General features: G+C 68.0%; 10 protein-coding genes, 2 tRNA genes and 4 pseudogenes. 10 read left to right on the top strand and 6 right to left on the bottom strand.

The features are described 5' to 3' along the window. Window positions 1-73: 73 nt before the first annotated feature. Entirely contained in the window at window positions 74-1774 is a 1701-nt protein-coding gene (locus tag ACFU9P_RS28380) for a long-chain fatty acid--CoA ligase (RefSeq protein WP_384086099.1), read from the top strand. Between the two features lie 194 nt (window positions 1775-1968). Here the strand turns inward: ACFU9P_RS28380 and ACFU9P_RS28375 are convergent, their stop codons facing one another. Together ACFU9P_RS28375 and ACFU9P_RS28370 are read right to left on the bottom strand one after the other, a co-directional pair. Continuing rightward, entirely contained in the window at window positions 1969-6642 is a 4674-nt protein-coding gene (locus ACFU9P_RS28375; RefSeq protein ID WP_384086096.1) for a PAS domain-containing protein, read from the bottom strand. A gap of 268 nt (window positions 6643-6910) precedes the next feature. After that, window positions 6911-7390, bottom strand: coding sequence for an SSI family serine proteinase inhibitor (locus ACFU9P_RS28370; protein WP_384086093.1), 480 nt, complete (start codon window positions 7388-7390; stop codon window positions 6911-6913). 298 nt (window positions 7391-7688) lie between these two features. Here ACFU9P_RS28370 and ACFU9P_RS28365 point away from each other — a divergent pair. Together ACFU9P_RS28365 and ACFU9P_RS28360 are read left to right on the top strand one after the other, a co-directional pair. After that, window positions 7689-7779, top strand: a tRNA-Ser gene (locus tag ACFU9P_RS28365). Between the two features lie 172 nt (window positions 7780-7951). Then, window positions 7952-8024: transfer RNA gene (locus tag ACFU9P_RS28360), tRNA-Arg, on the top strand. A gap of 289 nt (window positions 8025-8313) precedes the next feature. Here ACFU9P_RS28360 and ACFU9P_RS28355 read toward each other — a convergent pair. Continuing rightward, a pseudogene (locus ACFU9P_RS28355) lies at window positions 8314-9150 on the bottom strand (protein kinase). A 73-nt stretch (window positions 9151-9223) separates the two neighbouring features. After that, window positions 9224-9625, bottom strand: a pseudogene (locus tag ACFU9P_RS28350) (glycine-rich domain-containing protein); the annotation flags it as partial. 242 nt (window positions 9626-9867) lie between these two features. On the opposite strand from ACFU9P_RS28350, the gene ACFU9P_RS28345 reads away from it, so the two are divergent. Next, window positions 9868-10611 (top strand): helix-turn-helix domain-containing protein, encoded by a 744-nt coding sequence (locus ACFU9P_RS28345; RefSeq protein WP_384086091.1) that lies wholly within the window; start codon window positions 9868-9870, stop codon window positions 10609-10611. A gap of 2 nt (window positions 10612-10613) precedes the next feature. Continuing rightward, window positions 10614-11080, top strand: a pseudogene (locus ACFU9P_RS28340) (NUDIX hydrolase). Window positions 11081-11263: 183 nt separating this feature from the next. Here the strand turns inward: ACFU9P_RS28340 and ACFU9P_RS28335 are convergent. After that, window positions 11264-12472 (bottom strand): IS701 family transposase, encoded by a 1209-nt coding sequence (locus tag ACFU9P_RS28335; RefSeq protein ID WP_384086088.1) that lies wholly within the window; start codon window positions 12470-12472, stop codon window positions 11264-11266. A 332-nt stretch (window positions 12473-12804) separates the two neighbouring features. On the opposite strand from ACFU9P_RS28335, the pseudogene ACFU9P_RS28330 reads away from it, so the two are divergent. After that, window positions 12805-13065, top strand: a pseudogene (locus ACFU9P_RS28330) (DUF1152 domain-containing protein); the annotation flags it as partial. Between the two features lie 521 nt (window positions 13066-13586). Here ACFU9P_RS28330 and ACFU9P_RS28325 read toward each other — a convergent pair. Then, window positions 13587-15746 (bottom strand): hypothetical protein, encoded by a 2160-nt coding sequence (locus ACFU9P_RS28325; protein WP_384086085.1) that lies wholly within the window; start codon window positions 15744-15746, stop codon window positions 13587-13589. 486 nt (window positions 15747-16232) lie between these two features. Here ACFU9P_RS28325 and ACFU9P_RS28320 point away from each other — a divergent pair, with 486 nt between their 5' ends. The 4 genes from ACFU9P_RS28320 (at window position 16233) to ACFU9P_RS28305 (ending at window position 20631) form a co-directional block, all read left to right on the top strand. After that, window positions 16233-17120: an amidohydrolase family protein gene (locus ACFU9P_RS28320; RefSeq protein WP_384086083.1), complete on the top strand. Its 888-nt coding sequence runs from the start codon at window positions 16233-16235 to the stop codon at window positions 17118-17120. A gap of 149 nt (window positions 17121-17269) precedes the next feature. Then, window positions 17270-18025 (top strand): response regulator transcription factor, encoded by a 756-nt coding sequence (locus tag ACFU9P_RS28315; protein ID WP_376381488.1) that lies wholly within the window; start codon window positions 17270-17272, stop codon window positions 18023-18025. A 73-nt stretch (window positions 18026-18098) separates the two neighbouring features. Further along, on the top strand, window positions 18099-19862 hold the full coding sequence (locus ACFU9P_RS28310; protein ID WP_384086080.1) for an ATP-binding protein: 1764 nt from the start codon (window positions 18099-18101) through the stop codon (window positions 19860-19862). Between the two features lie 412 nt (window positions 19863-20274). After that, window positions 20275-20631 (top strand): glycosyl transferase, encoded by a 357-nt coding sequence (locus tag ACFU9P_RS28305; RefSeq protein ID WP_384086077.1) that lies wholly within the window; start codon window positions 20275-20277, stop codon window positions 20629-20631. Window positions 20632-20745 lie beyond the last annotated feature (114 nt).

Raw genomic sequence — 20745 nt, 5'->3', positions numbered from 1 at the left:
TACCGCGCGGTACGTGCGCAGAATCTGCGCAACCCATCTGCCGCGTAGCGCAAGCGCCCACCGGGAGGACGCCGTGCTGAGCACCATGCAGGACGTACCACTGACAGTGACCCGCATCCTGCACCACGGGATGACCATCCACGGATCGTCACAGGTCACGACCTGGACCGGCGGAAGCGAGCCGGAGCGCCGCAGCTTCGCCGAGGTCGGTGCCCGGGCGACGCGGCTCGCCGGTGCGCTCCGCGACGAACTCGGCGTCGGCGCCGACGAACGCGTCGCGACCCTCATGTGGAACAACGCCGATCACCTGGAGGCGTATCTCGCCATCCCCTCCATGGGCGCGATCCTCCACACCCTCAATCTCCGGCTCCCGGCCGAACAGCTCATCTGGATCGTCAACCACGCCGCCGACCGCGTGGTCATCGTGAACGGCTCCCTCCTCCCGCTGCTCGCCCCGCTCCTCCCGCATCTCCCGACCGTCGAACACGTCATCGTCTCCGGTCCCGGCGACCGCGCGCCGCTCGACGCGGTGACCGGTCAGGGTCAGGGCCAGGGGCAGGGAGAGGGCCAGGGTCAGGGACGGGTACGGGTGCGGGTGCATGAGTACGAGGAGCTGATCGCCGGCCGTCCCGCCACCTTCGACTGGCCCGAGCTGGACGAACGCGCCGGCGCGGCCATGTGCTACACCTCCGGCACCACCGGCGACCCCAAGGGCGTCGTCTACTCCCACCGCTCCATCTATCTGCACTCCATGCAGGCCAATATGGGCGAGTCGATGGGGCTGACGGACAAGGACACGACGCTGATCGTCGTGCCCCAGTTCCATGTGAACGCCTGGGGCCTGCCCCACGCCACCTTTATGGTCGGCGTGAACATGCTGATGCCGGACCGCTTCCTCCAGCCCGCCCCGCTCGCCGAGATGATCGAGACCGAACGCCCCACGCACGCCGCCGCCGTGCCCACCCTCTGGCAGGGGCTGCTCGCCGAGGTTACCGAGCGCCCGCGCGATCTGACCTCGATGGTCCGCGTCACCATCGGCGGCGCCGCCTGTCCGCCGGCGCTGATGGAGGCGTACGACAAGCTCGGCGTACGGCTCTGTCACGCCTGGGGCATGACGGAGACCTCGCCGCTCGGTACGACCTCCAACCCGCCGTCCGGGCTGACGGCCGACGAGGAGTGGCCGTACCGCATCACCCAGGGCCGGTTCCCGGCCGGTGTCGAGGCGCGGCTCGCCGGGCCCGGTGGCGACTTCCTGCCATGGGACGGCGAGTCGGCCGGTGAGCTGGAGGTACGCGGGCCATGGATCGCGGGCGCCTACTACGGCGGCGCGGGCGCCGAACCCTTCAGGCCCGAGGACAAGTTCAGCCCCGACGGCTGGCTGCGGACGGGCGATGTCGGGGTCATCAGCCCCGACGGCTATCTCACCCTCACCGACCGCGCCAAGGACGTCATCAAGTCGGGCGGGGAGTGGATCTCCAGTGTGGCGCTGGAGAACGCGCTGATGGCGCACCCGGAGGTGGCGGAGGCGGCGGTCGTGGCCGTACCGGACGAGAAGTGGGGCGAACGGCCGCTCGCGACGGTCGTGTTGAAGGACGGTGCCGCGCCGGACTACGCGGCGCTGAAGGAGTTCCTCGCCGGGAGCATCGCGAAGTGGCAGCTTCCGGAGCGGTGGGCGGTGGTGTCGGCCGTGCCGAAGACGAGTGTCGGAAAGTTCGACAAGAAGGTCATCCGCAAGCAGTACGCGGAGGGGGAACTGGAGGTCACGCTCGTGTGACGAGGGCTGGAGCGGTGGGCCGGGGCGCGCTTCCGGAGCTGCGCCCCGCCTTCCGGCTCGTACGTACGGCCAGCTCGGCCGATACGGTCAGCTCGGCCCGTTCGTTCAGTCCGGCCCGTTCGCCCGGTCCGCCCGGTCCGTTCAGCCCGCTCAGTCCGCTCAGTCCGTCAGTCCGGCCCGTACAGCCCGTTCGCTCAATTCGTCCCGATCTTCGCGAGCAGTTCGACAATCCGCGACTGGACTTCGGCGCTGGTCGAGCGCTCCGCGAGGAACAGTACGGTCTCCCCCGACACGAGCCGCGGCAGATCCGCGCGGTCGATGCCCGCCGAGGTGTAGATGACCAGAGGGGTCCGGTTCAACTGGCCGTTCGCGCGCAGCCAGTCGAGGATTCCCGCGCGCCGGCGCCGTACCTGCATCAGATCCATGACGACCAGGTTCGGCCGCATCTGGGAGGCGAGGGCGACGGCCTCGTCGTCGGTGGCCGCGCGGCCGACCTGCATACCGCGCCGCTCCAGCGTGGCCGTCAGGGCGAACGCGATCTCCTCGTGCTCCTCGATCAGCATGACGCGGGACGGGTGCTGTTCGCTGTCGCGCGGCGCCAGGGCCTTGAGGAGTACGGCGGGGTCGGCGCCGTACGCCGCTTCGCGGGTCGCCTGGCCCAGACCCGCCGTCACCAGGACGGGGACCTCGGCGGCGACCGCGGCCTGGCGGAGCGACTGGAGGGCGGTACGGGTGATGGGGCCGGTCAGCGGGTCGACGAACAGGGCCGCGGGGAACGCGGCGATCTGGGCGTCGACCTCCTCGCGGGAGTGCACGACCACCGGGCGGTAGCCGCGGTCGCTGAGCGCCTGCTGGGTGGCGACGTCCGGCGCGGGCCAGACGAGCAGACGGCGGGGGTTGTCGAGCGGCTCCGGGGGGAGTTCGTCGTCGACGGGGCGGGGCTGGGGGCGGTTGGCCACCTCGACCGCGCCGCCGGGGCCGTCCAGCGGCTCGGGGCCCTCGGCGCCCTCGTCGGGCGCGCCGATCGCGTACGAACGGCCCTCGGAGTGGGCGGCGGACATCCGGGAACCGCCCTGGGAGCCGCCTGGCCGGTCGGGACCGGGCTGGGGCGGGCTCAGGGGGCGGCCGCTCTGGGGCTGTGGCTGCGCGGGTCCTTGAGGGGAGTGGAGCTGGTGGGACTGGGGAGGCGGCGGGGACTGGGGGTGCGGCCTGGTGCCGGCCTCGGCCCTGCCGGTCCCCTCGGCGCGGTCGTCGCTGTCGGTCGGCGGGGTGCCGAGCTTGCGGCGGCGGCCGGGGGATGTGGCGGGGGGCTGGCCGGGGTTCTGTCCCTGGGGCCCCGGGGGCTGGTGCGACTGCTGGGGCTGGTGGGGCTGATGCGGCTGAGATCCCTGGGGGGCCTGCGGCTGGTGAGGCTGATGGGGCTGGGGCTGCGGCGGGACGAGCTGCTGTGCGAAGGGAACGCCCTGGCCGAGCGTCCGCACGCTGAAGGCACGCCCCTGGGTGGAGTCCGGCGAGACCGGTGCCTCTTCGGGGAGCGGCTGGGCGGGCGGCAGTGGCTGATGTGCGCCACGCCGGGGGTCGGTGACGGCGGACTCGCCCGGAGCGGTCGGTACGGATGGGGCGCCGGGGATGCCAGGTGCGCCTGAGACGGCCGGTGTGCCTGGGACGCCCGGTGCCGCGGGGACGCTGCCCGTATCGCCGCTCGTACGCCCGTCCGTGCCCGCGCCGCTGGTGCGGGGGTCGTCCGGCCAGCCGGGAGGGCCGGTCATCATGCCGAAGCCCGAAGTGGTGGGCATGCCCTGGCCGTTGGACATGGCGTTGTTGGGGGCCGGCGCACCCGGCACCGGGCCCGCGCCGGGGGTGGCCCCCCAGCCGTTCGGGTCGACGGGCATCGCGCCGGTACCGCTGCTCGTACGGCCGTCCGCGCCCCCGGCGGCCCCCGGCCACTCGGGCGGCGCGGCCGGGATGTCGCCCGTACCACCCGCACCGCCCGTACCGGCGCGGCGGCGTCCTGAGGGCAGCGGGTGGGCCTGCGGCGGGGTGTGGTCGGCGTCCGGTTCGGTACGTACGGCGTCGTGGCGGCCCGGAAGCGAGGCGTCCTGCGCGGCCGGCCGGCTCGGCGCGGCGGCCTGAGCCTGGGCCGGGGCGCGGTCGGCGGCGGCGGGCGGCAGGGCGAACGCGCTGCGGGCCCCGTCCGCTTCGGCCGCCGGCGCGGACCCGGCATGCCGTTCCTGCGCGGGCGCCAGCGCCCGCCGGGCACGGCGCCCCGGCGCCTGCGCCCCGGCCGGAACCGGCTGCCCAGGCAGTGGCTGTCCCGGCAGTGACTGCCCGGGCAGTGGCTGTCCCGGTTGCTGTCCAGGGACCGACTGCCCCGGCAGCGGCTGCGCGGGCGGCAGCGGCGCGGGAGCCGGAGCGGACGCGGGTGCGGAAGGCTGGTTCGGTACGGGGCCGGGCACCGGAGCCGGCATCGGCGCCGGGATCTGCGGTGCGACCGGCGTGGGCGACGGTGGTACGACAGGTCCCGCGGCGGCCCCGGGCCCGGCGGCCAGAGGCGCGGGCGTGGGTGCTGATGCCGGCGCCGGCGCTGGTGCGGCAGGTCCGGCAGGCAGCGCCGGAAGTGCCCGCTGTCCGCCGTGCCGCGCCCGGCGTCCCGTACCGGCCGCCGCCGCGTCCACCGGCACACCTTGCGGCGGTACGGCCTGGCCGAGCGCCGCCCGCCCGGTCGGATGCGCGCCCTCGGCGGCCGTCACGACCGACCCTTCGGAAGGCGCGGCGCCAGGCAGCGCAAGAGCGGAACCGGCCCCCGGCGCCCCGCCGCCGGTCTCCTCCGCCGGACTCGGCCGCCCGCGCCGGCGCCCCGTACCGCCACCGGTGCTGCCACCGCCCCCGGTCGTGTCCTGCGCCGCAGCCGGCTCCCGCTGCCCCTCGGCTCCGGGAGCGCCGGACGCACCGGGCACCGACGGCACACCGGACCCGCCCGACGTACCGGCTCCCGTCTCGGCCGACCGCGCCCGGCGCCGTCCCGTGGGCTCCCCGGCGACCTCCTCGCCCGGCCCGTCCAGGAACGCGTCCGTCGACGCCCGCCGCGCGCGCCGCCTGCCGCCACCCGACGTCCCGGGCCCCTGCTGCTGCGCGGGGAGCGCGGGCTGGGCCTGCGCCGGTGCCGCGGCGGGCGGCGGCACCGTACCCGCGCCCTCGCCCAACGGCAGCTCCAGCACATAGGCGCTGCCGCCCAGGCCCGGCATCTCATGCGTCTGCAACACGCCACCGTGTGCTCGTACGATTCCTCGCACAATCGGCTCGTGCACCGGATCGCCGCCCGCGAACGGCCCGCGCACCTCGATCCGTACGACATCACCGCGCTGCGCCGCGGCCACCACGATCGTCGAGTCGACATATCCGCCGCCCGGCACCAGCCGCGCCCGGCCGGTCGAGTCGACCCCGGCCACATCCGCGACCAGATGCGCCAGCGCCGTCGCCAGCCGCGCCCCGTCCACCTCGGCCTCGATCGGCGGGGCGTGCACCGCGAACTGCGCCCGGCCCGGCCCGATCAGCTCGATCGCGCCCTCCACCCCGGCCGCGACCACCGCGTCGAGCAGGGCGTTCGTCTTGGTGAGCTGCTCCGTACCGGCGTCCAGCCGCTGATAGCCGAGGACATTGTCGACAAGCGTCGTCATCCGGGCATATCCGGCGGCGAGGTGGTGCAGGATCTGGTTCGCCTCGGGCCAGAGCTGTCCCGCGGGGTCGGCGGCGAGCGTGCCCAGCTCGCCGCGCAGCTCCTCCAGCGGGCCGCGCAGGGATTCGCCGAGGACGGCGGTGAGCTGGGAGTGCCTGCCGGCCAGCTCCCCGTACCGCTCGGTCAGCTCCTCGATCTCGGCCGCGTACCGGTCGCTGCGGTCCGCCAGCTCGGCCGCGTGCCGTTCGGCCGCCTCCGCCAGCTCGGCGGTGAGCCGGTCGCGCGTACCGGTCAGCTCGGTGGTGAGGCGTTCGGTCGTCGCGGTCAGCTCGGCGGTGTGGCGCTCGGCGGCCTCGGCCAGTTCGGCGGCGTGCCGGTCGGTGAGCTCGTTGTACGGGCGGCGGTCGGTGAAGGTCATCACGGCGCCGACGAGCTGGTCACCGTCCCGTACCGGCGCGGTCGTCAGATCGACCGGCACCTGCTTGCCGTTCTTCGCCCACAGCACCTGCCCGCGCACCCGGTGCTTGCGGCCCGACCTGAGCGTGTCGGCGAGCGGCGAGTCCTCGTACGGGAACGGCTCGCCGTCCGCGCGCGAGTGCAGGATCAGCGGGTGGAGCTGATGGCCGCCGAGGTCGCTGGCGCGGAAGCCGAGGATCTGCGCGGCGGCGGGGTTGACGAGAACGACCCGGCCCTCGGTGTCCGTACCGACCACGCCCTCGGACGCGGCCCGCAGGATCATCTCGGTCTGGCGCTGCGAGCGGGCCAGCTCGGCCTCGGTGTCGACCGTGCCGGACAGGTCCCGTACGACCAGCATCAGCAGCTCGTCGCCGGTGTAGCTGTGCGAGTCGTTGTACGCGTCCCTGCCGTCCTCCAGGCTCGCGCTGGTGACCTCGGCCGGGAACTCGCCGCCGTCCGTGCGCCGCGCGATCATGCGCGTCGGTTTCGTACGGCCGCGCGCGTCGGCGGTGTCGGGGCGGCGCATCGAGCCGGGGATCAGCTTGGAGTCGAACTGGGGCAGCAGATCGAGCAGCCCGCGGCCGACGAGCGCGGTGCCGGGGGTCTCGAACATCTCCAGCGCGATGGTGTTGGCGTTGACGACCGTGCCGTTGGCGTTGACGAGCACCAAGCCGTCGGGGAGTGCGTCGAGTATCGCCGCGAGGCGAGCAGCGCCTCGGGATGGCCTGCTGCTCACGACGACGCTTCCTCCCTGAACCACTGCACCTTGCGGACGGCCGCACCCATCTTGCCTCTCGGGTCCCGGCATGTCACTGGAGGGAGTCTAAGGGCTGGGGAGGTGACCGCGGCGGCGGATGAGCCGGAGCCCTCATGAGGGTTCTGTGCGAATGGCCCCGGAATGGGCTCGGGATCTGTCGGGATCTCTTGGGATCTCTGGGATCTCTTGGGATTTCCCTTACGGGGCGTGTCGCAGGGCGGCGTGTCGGGGGCGGCCGGTGACTGCTTCAGCGCCCGGCGTTGGGGAGGACGGGCTCCAGGGTGCGCCAGCGGGCGATCTCGCAGCCGTTCTTCCGGCTGAAGGTGGCGTCCACGCGGTGGCCGCGCCAGGTGCCGGTGATACGGGCGGTCGCGTCGCCGCCGTGCTGCATGGTGCACATGGCGCCCGCGGCCACCGGCGCGAACGGATCCTGCCCGGCACCGGCCAGCTCCGCCAGCCGGTCGCACGCGGCCCGCGCCCGCGGATGGGTCCCACCGGCCGGCCCGCAGGTCAGCTTGTACGTACCGTCCCCACCCGCGACCCCGCTGTGCGCGACCCCGACGGTCAGCTCGGCGGGCTCGTGGGGGGCGGCCTGGCCGGCGCCGGCCTCCAGGGGCGGGAGCGGGACGGGGGCGTCGTGCGAGAGGGCGGGGGGCGCGAGGACACCGAGCACGGCGGCGGCCGCGGCGAGGGAGACGGCGGCGGCGAGGACGGGGCGACGGGACATGGGGGCTCCTGAGGAGGTACGGGCGCGGGGCACGGGCCGGGGGGCCCGGGACCGGGACTGCTGCGGGCGACGGATGACGGCCGACGGATCCGCTGGACAGATCCGGGGGACCGATCCGGAGGGACCGACCCAGGGGGATGGCCCCCGACATCTCTAACGCGCGTCAAGCCCCGGCGTTGCGCACCCGGAAGGGCTTTGCTCTCCGCCCCACCTGCCTAGTACCGTGAGGAGCGATTGGTGACACCCCACCTGGCTGTGTCATCATCTGCACACCACTCGCGCACGCGCGGGTGATGCTGGAGGCGTCGCCTAGTCCGGTCTATGGCGCCGCACTGCTAATGCGGTTTGGGCCTTAAAGCCCATCGAGGGTTCAAATCCCTCCGCCTCCGCGCAAAGATCACCGAAGCCCCGCCACCCGGCCGGGGCTTCGGTCGTTTCCGAGCCGATTCCGACTGTTTCCGCAGGTCAGGCCAGGTGCAGGGAATGGATTTCACCTGGCGCCGCAGGTCATGTAATGTTGTCCCCGCAACGCAGACCGGCCCCAAAACCCCGGAACGCCAAGCACTCGTAGCTTAACGGATAGAGCATCTGACTACGGATCAGAAGGTTGCAGGTTCGAATCCTGCCGAGTGCACAGCAGCCCAGAGGCCCTCAGGAGAAATCCTGAGGGCCTCTGACGTGTGTCGGTACGGCGGTGTACGACGACGGCAACCGCGTTCGGCGGCGGATCAGACGGCTACGAGGCCACCGGCCGCGCCGTCGTCATCGCCCGGATCGTTGCCGTCACCCCTCAACACGTCGCCGACAAGTCAGGGCTTCCGCGCCCGGACCACCCGGAATGCTGTCCAGGCCGAGGGGCAGCCCGGTCTTTGTCTTGTCGGCCGTAGCCGCACGAGCGGCGCCGATGAACCGACGCATCGTAATCAGCTCAGGGCTTTGCCCACCTCATAGATGGTGGGCCGGTCCTCCGGTGCATGGCTGAGCATTGCGCCGATCAGCTCTCCCAGCTCGCCGGGTGCCTTCACCGGTCGCCGCCGACCGTTCGCCACGGCCTCTCTCTGCACTGCGCGGGGCGAGTCATCCGGGTACTCCATGGCCCGCCAGCCGGTAGCGGAGATGAGCAGGGAGGCACCGAGCGCGTAGATGTCGGCTTCCTGGGTCGGCTCGGCCTCCCCGGTGGCGAGCACGCTCCGGGCGATCTCGGGTGCCTCGTAGTGGACCAGGCAGCCGCGGAACGGGAAGTCGTACCCCTCGGGGACGTGCCCGCCCCGTGCCAAGGCCAGGTCGATGAGGTGCGTCCGCTCTGGCCCAATGATGAAGTGCGCGGGCTGCACGTCGCCGTGGGCCCAGCCCTTGCCGTGCAGTTCGGCCAGCGCCCCTATGCAGCCGAGGGTCACACTGGTGTGCGGTTCAATACGAGAGTCCGGCTTGCGACAGGGCTTCCACAGCTCGTAGAGGTCGGACCCTTTGCGCCACGGCTGGAAGTTCCAAGTACCCCGCTCTCATTCGCCGTACGCGAAGTCATCGAAGCGGAGTCGGTTCAGCACGGCACCTTCGCGTGCGGGGGCGAGTGCCGTCCACGGCTGGGCGGGCCAGTCGGCCGTAGCCTCGATCGGGTAACCGACCTTCACGGCGTACCGACCCCGATGGCTCTCGACCTTCCAGACCATTGAGCCCCGGCGGTTGACGACCAGGCGCTGAGTCTTGGGCATGAGTGCGTCGAGCACGACGCTCGGCAGTTCAGGGGGTGTCCCGGACAACGTCTCTTCTCCTTCCGGGCAACGCGGCCAATCTCGCATCGAGGCCGACCGCGTCGCTGGTGTCGTGTCGCTGCGCCTGACCGTACGGTCGGCCGCAGTCCGAGTCGCACTGCGCGAGGTTCGTGCCGTCCACGGTCCACAGGTCGTCAAAGACCATGAACCCGGCCGCCTTCATCGCGTGTGCGGAGACGGCAACCTTCTGCGGGTCACGGGACCCTCCGCCCGGCTTCGGGTTGTGGTGCAGAAAGCGGCCCGCGTGCCGCTCGCACAGCTCCGCGTACTCCTTCGTGTGCAGGATGAGCGCGTGCAGGCCGAGATCCACGTCGTCCGACGGAACCATGGAGACGGTGGCGGTTGCTGCGGTGACCACGAAGGCCACCGCCTGGTCTGTGATCCGCTCGGCCCGCTCGCGCGACTGCCCGTTGTGGACGACCACGAAGTGCGTGAGGCTGTCGAACAAATCCTGACCGACCATCGCGCGGCCGGTCTACATCTGCACCCGGGCGCCGACCTCACCCATGACGACGCTAATAAGTCCACTGGCACTGTCCTACGCCAGTTCACCGATGCCTGGTCTGGTCTGCTGGTTGCTCGCCATGCGGACGAGCATCCTGCCGCCCATCAGGACTTTGGAACCACTGACAAACCCCACTTCGGGACGTCCCGTGTCGGATAGAACGTCCCTGGTGCCGTCCCCGGGGGTTGGGAGAGATCGGGATGCCGAACGAGAGGCTACGTGCTGCCACGGCGGCCGGCGGCTGGACGTTCACCGCCCTCGCGAACAAGGTCGAAGTCGATCCCAAGTCCGTCGAACGATGGGTCAATTTGGGGCGTACGCCGCGCCGTGCTACGGCCTTGTTGGCAGCGGAAACGCTGGGAGAAGACGTGCACGCTCTATGGCCCGCACTCCGGCAGGCACGCCCTGCCCGCGCCGTCAGCCCGGAACTTGTGGCTCTCTACGACCAGCGGGCGGGCATCCCTGTCTCCACCTTCGTGGACATGCTGGCCCAAGCCCACGAGCAGATCGACGTGTTGGTGTATGCCGCCGTCTTCCTGCACGAGGCATACCCGCGGCTCAACGACCTGTTGCGAGAGCGAGCTGCCGACGGGTGTGCGGTCCGTATCGCGATCGGCGATCCGGACAGCGTGAATGTCCAACAGCGCGGCACGGAAGGGAAGTTCGGCCACGGGACTGAGTCCCGGTGCCGACTTGCCCTCATGCACTATCGCCCACTTGCCGGGGTATCCGGCTTCGAGGTGCGGACTCATGCCACCACGCTCTACAACTCGATCTATCGTGCGGACGATCAGGTGATGGTCAATGCCCATGTCTGGGGCGTGAATACCTACGGTGCTCCCGTGTGGCATCTTCGGCGCAGCGGAGAGGGCAGCATGTTCGACACCTACGCCAGCAGCTTCGATGCGGTGTGGGAAACCGCGACGCCGGTACAAGAAGGGTGACCATGGCACGGACCGAGTACTACGACGACCCAGCAGCGCCCGAGCCGAACAGCTTGGTGGTCGCCGCGTCCGCCGTGGTGATCGACAACGAAGGACGTATTCTCCTTCAGCGCCGGCGGGACATCTCTGGGCTCTCCCTGGTGGCGGCATGGAGATGACCGACTCGCTTCCGGGAACTGCTGTCCGCGAGGTGAAGGAGGAAACGGGCCTGGACGTGGAAATCACCGGGCTCGTAGGCACGTACACCGACCCTCGCCATGTCATCGCCTACTCGGACGGTGAGGTGCGCCGACAGTTCAACGTCTGCTTCACCGCCCGCACGGTCGGCGGCCAACTCGCGATCTCGGACGAGTCCACAGAGCTGCGATTCGTCCAGCCGGAAGAGATCGATCAACTGCCAATGCACCACACGCAGCGGCTCCGGATCCGCCACTTCCTGCAGCACCGTGAGCGACCCCATCTCGGCTGACCTCTTTTAGTACTCCAGTTGCAGTTTGCTATCGTCGCTGGTCAGGAGCCTGTTTCCGAGTGTAGCGAGCTGACAGTCCGTCATGTGGCGGGGAGTTCGTGACCGGGGGTGCGACGCTTGTAGTGACAGCGTCTGGCAGTCGCCTGGTGACGGCGCCGCCATCGGGACCATCTCAGTACCTGATCAATGTGCCGTTATTGTCCTGCCCTGGGGCGGCAAGTTGCCATGAGTCTTCGGATTTCTGCCAGGGTGAGGGGCGCGAGAGCAGATCCGTTTCTGCGGCCCCCTTTCCGTTCCGCCCTTGGCGGCCATAGCGGCTGCCCAGTCATAGAGGCGGGGGCCATTGGCGCCGTCCCCGCACGAGAGCCGCTCCCATGCATCATCGGGTGCGTCGCCGATGAGCTGATCGATGCGCCAGCAACCGGCGAGCGACTTGATCTGCTGCGACTTCGGCACTGCCACGACGTATCCGAGGCCGGCTTCCTCAAGCATGCGGCGGAAGTGCCAGTCCTGACCGTAGAGGGCATCCGTGGTCACCCAGGAGATGGGTAGCGGTGAGGCCAGTGCCCGGGCGACCAGAGTCCGGGCCAGCTCGGTCTTGGTGGCGAAACCACGGCTGTCAGGCACCTTCGCCGCCCGGCACTGCTCACGGTCGGACGTCCAGGACTTCGGCAGGTACAGCTCCCGGTCCACCAGCGTCCGGCCTCGTCGGGAGGCATACGCGGCGAACACCGCGACCTGGCAGTTCTCGGTGCGTCCCGCAGTGCCTGAGTACTGCCGTTGCACTCCGGCCGACGTGTCGCCCTTCTTCAAAAACCCTGTCTCGTCGATGACCAAGACACCGTCGGGCTCGCCAAGCCGCTCGGCCACATATGCCTGCACATCGTCGCGGACGGAGTCCACATCCCACAGTGCACGGTTGAGAAGGTTCTGGAACCCATGAGGCGCACTGTGACCTGCGTACTCAGCAAGCTGCCAGCTGTTCTTCCGACCAACGGGCCCAAGCAGTGCCCGCACGTAGTCTCGCATCCGCCGCCGAAGATCAGCCCGCCCAAACCGGTGGCCAACCCGCAACAGCGCCTCGTCCAGCTCTCCCGCCCACACATCAGGGCACACATCATCTTGCACGATCAGAACAACATCGATCGAGCACCGCCGGTCACGAACTCCCGCCAGATGACGGACTGTCAGCTCGCTACACTCGGAGACAGGCTCCTGACCAGCGACGATAGCAAACTGCAATTGGAGTACTAGCCTTGCGGCGGCCACGCCTGTGGATGGCGAATGGCACCTCCGTCCTCCGCCGGGACTCGCCCTCGCGTGCCGGCTGTCGGACAGTTTGTTGACCAGGTGCGGCCCCCGGCCGTGTGTGGCGGCGGCTGGTTGGCGCATGCGGATATTCGTGGCAAAGCCGGGGTTGTGCGTGTTTACTGGTAGGGGCCGTTCTCGCACCACCAGTTCACCCGAACACGCCACTCCTCTTCGGCCACTCCGTAGGTGATGGCGTTGGTGACCAGTTCGCAGATCATCCGCGAACTGCCGTCCAGAGAGCATGCCGGCTCGTGCCGAGCGGTGAGCTTGCGGAACGGCGACCTGCCCGCGGTACCGGCTCCGGCAGCGGGCAGAGGTCCATGGCCCCGAGTCGTTCATGGGCCCACCGACGTTGCTTCCCTGTCCCCGTCGGCTCCATGCTTCCCCGTCGGGTCTGAGAACTCCCGCAGCCATTTGTGTTCATCGATCCCGAGCGCGGCACCGCAGGCATCAGGCAACAACTGCACTTGGCCCTGACGGTCATTGACCTGTTGGACATCGGCAGTGACATTCTCGCTGAGAGCTGTGAACCACGCCCCCGTAGCCTGCTCGCCGACGCACTTACGCTTGCCGCTTGGAATAGTCCCTGCCCGAAGCGACAGCGATGCCCACGGCCACGGCCCGCGGAGTTTGCGGTCCGTGCGAAGTGTGTGAAGAGTGTCCGACCACCATGAAGCGGCCATGGACAAGGTGTTGAGACGCAACCGCCTGGCCCGTGGAGTGATGTCAACGGCCAGTGTTCATGAGGCGGAACGGCTCAGCTGTGAGATCTGCGGGTAATCAGAAATCGACCACAAATGCAACAAGGCTGCCTGGCTGGGCATCCAGTCTCACCAAGGATTTCGACCCGAGATGATTCACGACCAGGTCACCCAGCGCGAGACAGAGGTGTGCCTGTCGCAGATTCCCCACACAACCTTCCGCCGCCTCCCCGAAGCCGTCACTCCTGGGCGCCCAGCGCTAATACCTCAGAGCCTACTGATCGCCAGCCACCCGGAGCAGTGCACAGTCTCGCTCTGGCACATCCCAACGGAATCCTGAGCAACAACTTTCTATTGGTCTGTGCCGAATGAGGTCCAGGGGTTAATTACCAACTTCCCGGACAGGTAAAAAACCTGCCCGGGAACACAGGGTCAATGGCAGATCGTACCATTCGAGATCCAGGTAGAGATCCTGCCGGATCTGCTCCATGTGACTACACCTTGGGTGGTCGTTTCTTAGAATATTCAAGAATATTCCTGGAGACGCGAGTTGCGGCGTTCGTCGCATCGAGGTCACGAAGTTGTGAACGCGAGATTCCCAATTGTGCAAAGATGGCCAAATCCAGCAAGTACATACTGCTCGAAAGCTTCACGTAGCCCATTTCTTGGAGATAATCCAAGATCATCCTAGCTCTCTTATTGGTTCCTACTACCAGATTGTCCATCATTGGCTGATAAACTGCAGCTTCTCCGTTCTTTGCGTCTTTGAATCGCAATACAATTCTCCTGAACTCCAAATATAGGGCTCTGCTTTCGCGGGCATCGGCGGCTAGTCCGCCTACATCAAGTCGACGCTGGTACCTGGACCACGGAAAGGTTAGATCGTCTTCGCAAATTACGAAGAATTCGGAGGGGTCTGCCTGGATTTTTACGTTATCGCTAGTCAGTGATCCAACCGTTAGGAGAATGGGACTCTCATCCTTCTCTACGTAGGCTTGGATTTCATTTGAAGATAAAAGTAGATCACCGCATGAAATATAAACGTTGGGGCCAAACTTGAATGATGAATGATCTCCGCCCAAGGTCACCTCCGGGACGCTCCAGATGTTGGCGTTACTCAGCTCTCGCGGAAATGAAACACTTGTAGTTCCTTCGTGGGTGATGAAATTGAGAGGTGTCGCTTGCGTGTCGACTTTTTCGCGATATATCGAGAAGGTGGCAATGAGGCGGTTACCTACTCTGCCGACGGTAACAAGGAGTCGATCTTCGGCCTCACACACGGATTTCAAAGACTCATACAGAGCACCGATGTCCTCGGAATGGCAAGAGGAGGAATTTTCCATAGCGGTGCGGCCCAAGCTGTATGAAAAGAATGCATACATTGGTGAATGTTTCCACCCGGTGGTAAGTACATTCTTTCTGATGGCCTGAGACGACTTACTAGAGGTGAGAGCACTGCTCTGTGCGCGCGCCGTGACATAATCACGGAAGATTACGTTAAACCAGCCCTCCCCTCGAAGGAATGGGTGATTGGACAATTGCGTGTCGGCGGCCGCTTCGTAGGATTCTCGTAGTTCCGGAGGAAGAGTTGCTGGAATGTCCAGGTCCAGCCTCATGTTCTCGACGTAGTCAAGCAGGCGGGCGCATTGCTCCTCGGGTGAATAAAGAACTGGCCTGAGTGTTGCATGTGCATTAGGTTGGAACGCTTCAGTCTCGCTGTACTGTTGAAAAAATTTAGTCTGTTCCCTCAGCAGCAACTGGTCAATGACATTAGCGACGAGATCCCAGTGCATAAAACTGATTCCCTGTGACTGGCTGATTGAACTTCCGAGATTGGAGAAGTTCTCAACTGCCAAATATTCTGCGGCAACGTCAAGAACTGGCGCGTATCCGAGAAAATCACGAACCTCCGCATTACTCCAAACATCGCCCGCGTTCTGTGTGATTGCTGATGCCAAGACAGAAAACAGACTGTCCCGCGCTGATTTATAGGGTTGGGCGTGCCTCAAATGGAACAAATCTTTACCTCGACGGCGGAATACGTCGCTGATTCTCCTCTCAAGATACCGTTCGGCTTGAGTTTTTCCGAATGGCCTGATCTCATAGTGTGCATATTGAAGACCCCTCTCGCTGAAGAGATCCTGTAGGGTTCGAGAACTTTCTGCGCGAGATAGGATGACTATTGCGGCGCTATTTCCAGAGATCTGTGAAGCTGTGTCTGCGACGCCGCGCACGAAAGCTCGAAAATTTGCTTGTCCGGATCTGACTTCTGCTTCGTCAAGTGCGTCTATGATTAGCGTTGCGGCACTTTCAAGCATGGCCTCCGAGAACTCGGCATTCTTTCTAATTCCGAGTGATTTTGCTAAAGCCCCCTCGAGTGTTCCGTCACCGACTTGCAGGCGGGAGAGATCGAGGATAGGGGCATTAAGTCTGTTGCTCATGAAGGAGGCTGCGGTGCTCTTCCCTACGGCAGCGGGTGCAGTGATTAGCAAAAGTGATGGTGTTAGTGGTGCGCAGTTGGATACTTCCCGAACTTCCGGTACCTCATAGTTCAGATTTTCTTCTCGCTCTTCCCTGATTCCATATTCGGTACTTTGTAATCCGTACCAGTTGACAGAACTGCCAAGCGTTGAGCAGAGATCTGTGAGAAGCATTTCAACCTCCTGGTGAGTGCAAGCTGTAGTGGCATGATTATCAGCTAAGCGGTACCGACATGCCCAAAACGGCAAAATGTCTCTTTTGATGCTTTATTCATAAATGATCCCATCGTGTCTTTTGCGGGTGGCTGGGGTCAGGGGTGATGAGGGCCGACATCACCGTCGAGGGGCTCGTTGGCGTGGCTGGCTGCGGTGTTCGGCCAGCCGTGCGAGGGAGTTGATGTTTGTTCCACGGAGCGAAGCGTCGCAGTCTGGGCTGCTTTGGTCGGAACGGGTCTCCGGGCTCGGAGGGGTGGCGTCGGCCAACGGGCACGGGGCTTGGGCTGGTGGGCGGCGACTGGTTGTTGCTGCGGGGGCCGATCTGTATTTCGCCACGGTCGACGGCGGGCTGGTGATCCTGGACACCCGGTTCATGGACGGGCGGGAGCCTACGGCTCCGGAAGCATGGTGATGTGCGCTATGAGGGGAAGGGAAGGGCGGGGGATGGGTGAGCGGGAGAGCGCGGGGGTGCGGGGGTTCTTGGGGCGGAGTCGGTTGCCTGGGCTGGTTGATGTTCATACGCACTTTATGCCCGAGCGGGTGTTGAGGAAGGTGTGGGCCTACTTCGATGCTGTGGGGCCGCTCACCGGGATGGCGTGGCCCATCAGTTATCGGCATGAGGAGGACGAACGCGTCGCGCTGTTGCGGGGGTTCGGGGTGCGGGCGTTTACGTCGATGTTGTATCCGCACAAGCCGGGCATGGCGCGGTGGTTGAACGGGTGGGCCGGCGAGTTTGCGGCTCGTACGCCCGGCTGTCTGTCTACGGCGACGTTCTTTCCTGAGGAGGGCGTCGAGGCGTACGTACGGGAGGCTGTCGAGGGCGGGGTGCGGGTGTTCAAGGCGCATCTGCAGGTGGGGGCGTACGACCCGAATGACGAGCGGCTCGAACCGGTCTGGGGGCTGCTCGCCGAGGCCCGGGTGCCGGTGGTTGTGCACTGCGGCTCGGGGCCCGCGCCCGGCAAGTACACCGGGCCCGGACCGGTCGGGCGGCTGCTCGCGCGCCATCCGCGGCTGCCGCTGATCGTGGCGCATCTCGGGATGCCGGAGTACACCGACTTTCTGGATCTGGCCGAGCGGTACGGGCAGGTCAGGCTGGACACGACCATGGCGTTCACCGACTTCAGCGAACGCTTCGCGCCCTTTCCCCGGGAGGCGCGGGGGCGGCTCGCCGACCTGGGGGACCGGATCCTGCTGGGGAGCGACTTCCCGAACATTCCGTACTCGTACCTCCACCAGCTTGAGGCCCTGGAACGGCTGGAGCTGGGCAACGACTGGCTGCGCGCGGTCTGTTACGAGAACGGTGCCCGGCTCTTCGCGCTGGAAGACGGGTGAGGATGGGCCGCTGGGTGAGGGCAGGCTGAGGGCCCAAGCGCGGTCCGGCGTGGTGCGGCCGGGTGCCGCGGTGCCCTCGGAACGTTTCTCAGGGAATTCACAGGATCCGGAAAGAGCGCTCTCAGAGGTGCTCCGCAGGGTTGAGCAGCATGACCATCACCTCGCCCCGCGGGCGCACCGAAATGCTCAGGCCGGACGGCGCTCCCGTCCGCGTTCTGGTTGTCGACGACGAGACCTCGCTCACCGAGCTGCTGTCCATGGCTCTGCGTTACGAAGGGTGGGAGGTGCGCAGTGCGGGCGACGGTGCCGGCGCGGTGCGGTCCGCCCGGGACTTCCGGCCCGACGCGGTGGTGCTCGATGTGATGCTGCCCGATATGGACGGGCTGGCCGTGCTGGGGCGGCTGCGGCGCGAACTCCCGCAGGTGCCCGTCCTCTTCCTCACCGCGAAGGACGCCGTGGAGGACCGGATCGCCGGGCTGACCGCGGGCGGCGACGACTATGTCACCAAGCCGTTCAGCCTGGAGGAGGTCGTGGCCCGGCTGCGCGGACTGATACGGCGGTCCGGCGCGGCGGCCGTCCGCGGTGAGTCGCTGCTGGTCGTCGGCGATCTGACCCTGGACGAGGACAGCCACGACGTCAGCCGTGGCGGCGAGTCCATCCATCTCACCGCGACCGAGTTCGAGCTGCTGCGCTATCTGATGCGCAATCCGCGCCGCGTGCTGAGCAAGGCGCAGATCCTGGACCGGGTCTGGTCGTACGACTTCGGCGGCCAGGCCAATGTTGTCGAGCTGTATATCTCCTATCTGCGCCGGAAGATCGACGCCGGACGCCCGCCGATGATCCACACCCGGCGGGGAGCGGGCTATCTGATCAAGCCCGGCGAGCCGGCCGACGCACCCCGGTGAGCGAAGGTGCCAAGCCAAAAAGAGGGCCGGAAAGGGGGCGCCCCGGCGGCGGTGGTCCCTGCGGACCCGGCTTGTGGTCTCGGCCGTCGCGCTGATCGCGGTGGTGGCGGCGGTCATCGGTGCGGTGACGACCATCGCGTTCCGCTCGTACCTGTACGACCAACTGGACGGGCAGGTACGAGCGATCGCCACGCGGGCCGCCGGACCCCCGAAAGCAGGCCCGGCCGGCGAGGGTCCGGCCGGCGAAGGGCCGGTGAACGAGGAGCCGGATGCGCTGGACGCGCCGGATGCGCTGGACGCGCCGGATGCGCCGGACGAGCCCGGCATCGAACCACTCAGCGGCAAGGACCCGCTGCGCATCGTGACCGGCGGCGGTGCGCCCGTCGGGACCGTCGGCGCGGAGGTGACACGCGGCGGCGCTATCAGCCGGGCCGTGGTCAGCATCCAGCAGGACTCCGACGAATCCTGGCGTCCGATCGCCGACAAGCCGCTCACCCGCGCCGAGACCGCTGTCCTCGCCACCGTCCCGCGCGACGGCGGCCCGCACACCGTCACCCTGCCCGGCCGCGGCGACTACCGGATCGAGTACATCACCGGCAGCAACGGCCGCTTCCTGGTCGGCGTCCCGCTCACCCAGGTGCAGAACACCCTCAACACCCTGGTGCTGGTGGAGATCTGCGTCACCGTGGCCGGGCTGTTCGCCGCGGGGATCGCGGGCGGCGCCCTGGTCGGGGTCGCGCTGCGGCCGCTGCGGCGGGTCGCCACGACCGCCACCCGGGTTTCCGAACTGCCGCTGCACAGCGGGGAAGTGGCCCCGCTGGTACGCGTCCCGGCCGCCGAGGCCGACCCCCGTACCGAGGTCGGACAGGTCGGCGCCGCGCTCAACCGGATGCTGGGGCACGTCGGTTCGGCGCTCGCCGCCCGGCAGGAGAGCGAGATGCGCGTACGGCAGTTCGTCGCCGACGCGGGCCATGAGCTGCGGACACCGCTGGCCTCGATCCGCGGGTACGCCGAACTCACCCGGCGCGGCCACGAGAAGACCGGCCCCGACACCCGGCACGCCCTCGGCCGGATCGAGTCCGAGGCGGAACGGATGACCGGCCTGGTCGAGGACCTCCTGCTGCTGGCACGGCTCGACGCCGGACGCCCGCTCTCGTACGAGAGCACTGATCTCGCCGGCCTTGTCGTGGACGCGGTGAGCGACGCCCGGGCCGCGGGCCAGGACCATCACTGGCGCCTTGAACTGCCGGAACCCGACGGTCTTCCCGCCACCGTGCACGGCGACGCCGCCCGGCTCCACCAGGTGCTCGTCAATCTGCTCGCCAACGCCCGTACGCACACACCTCCCGGTACGACGGTCACGGCACGCGTCCGCAGAAGTGACCAGGCGCTCCGAAGGGACCGCGTCCCGGCAGGCGCCCGCGCGCCCAAGAACGACGCTCAGCTTCCGGCCCCCCTACCCCCCGCCCCCACCCCCCGCCCCTCCCTCCATTCCTCCGTCGTTCTTGAAGTCCAGGACGACGGGCCCGGTATTCCGTCCGCGCTCCTTCCGCATGTGTTCGAACGCTTTGCACGCGGCGATGCCTCGCGCTCCCGCGCGGCCGGCTCCACAGGGCTCGGTCTTGCGATTGTCCAGGCGGTGGTCACCGCGCACGGCGGCACCGTGGGCGTACGGAGCGTGCCCGGCCGGACCGTCTTCGCCGTACGCCTTCCGGCCCTCGCCACCCCGTGCCAGCCCGCTACCCCGTGCCAGCCCGCCGCTCAGGGGCGGCCCGGCCTGCCCCCTCAGTCCCGTACCGACTCACAGGCAGGTCACAGGCTCACCACACTGCGGTGACAGCGCGCCCGTCGAGTGTCGTGGGCATGCGAACCGACCCCCACGGAGCACGCTCCCAGCCACGCTCCCGCCCACGCTCCCGGCCCGGGAACATCTCTCGGTCGACGCGACCGGTACTCCCGGGCTCGATCGTGACGGCGGGGCCGGCGTCGGCGCGGGGCGGGTTCGGTGGCGGTGGGATGCGCTCGCCGGGCCAAGCACCGGCCAAGCACTCGGGCAGGGGCAGGGGCAGGGCACAGGTCAGGCGCAGGGCCAGGGCACAAGCGGGGGACGGCCTCCGGCCGCCGGTGGTCAGCAGGCCCAGCCCGACCAGCAGAACGGCCGGCCCGGGACCGGCCAAGGGACCGGCCGCTGGAACGCGATGCCCGAAGGGTTCCCGGGCGCAGGCGGCGGCGGTCGTGGTGGCGGTGGCATGGGCGGTCTCCTCAACGGTCCGAGCGTCAGCTCCGAGGTCGAGGCGACCCTGACGCGGAACGCCTCCGACTACACCTGGATGGCCGCCGCCATCGGCTCCCAGAACGCCGCCAGTTACCAACTCGCCACCGAGAAGCCGGTCATGGCGATCGGCGGCTTCAACGGCAGCGACCCGTGCCCGACGCTCGCCCAGTTCAAGCAGTACGTCACCGACGGAAGGATCCATTACTTCCTGGCCGGAGGCGGAGGTCCCGGCGGTGGCAACTCCGCCATCACCACCTGGGTCGAGGCCACCTTCAAGAAGGTCACTGTGGACGGTACGACGCTCTACGACCTGACCCAGAAGGCCTCCTGACGCGCCGGGGCGCACCGCCCTGCGGATAAGCGCCTTACGGCGTAGGAGAGTTGATTCCTTGTGTGGTGTACGGCGAGCAGTCCCGTACACCGCACAAGGACGTCCAAGGACCAG

It is taken from the genome of Streptomyces sp. NPDC057617, assembly GCF_042800555.1.
In the GTDB taxonomy this organism is placed as follows: domain Bacteria; phylum Actinomycetota; class Actinomycetes; order Streptomycetales; family Streptomycetaceae; genus Streptomyces.
Note: the sequence above shows the minus strand (reverse complement) of the source record. Positions and strands in the feature narration are given on the sequence as shown.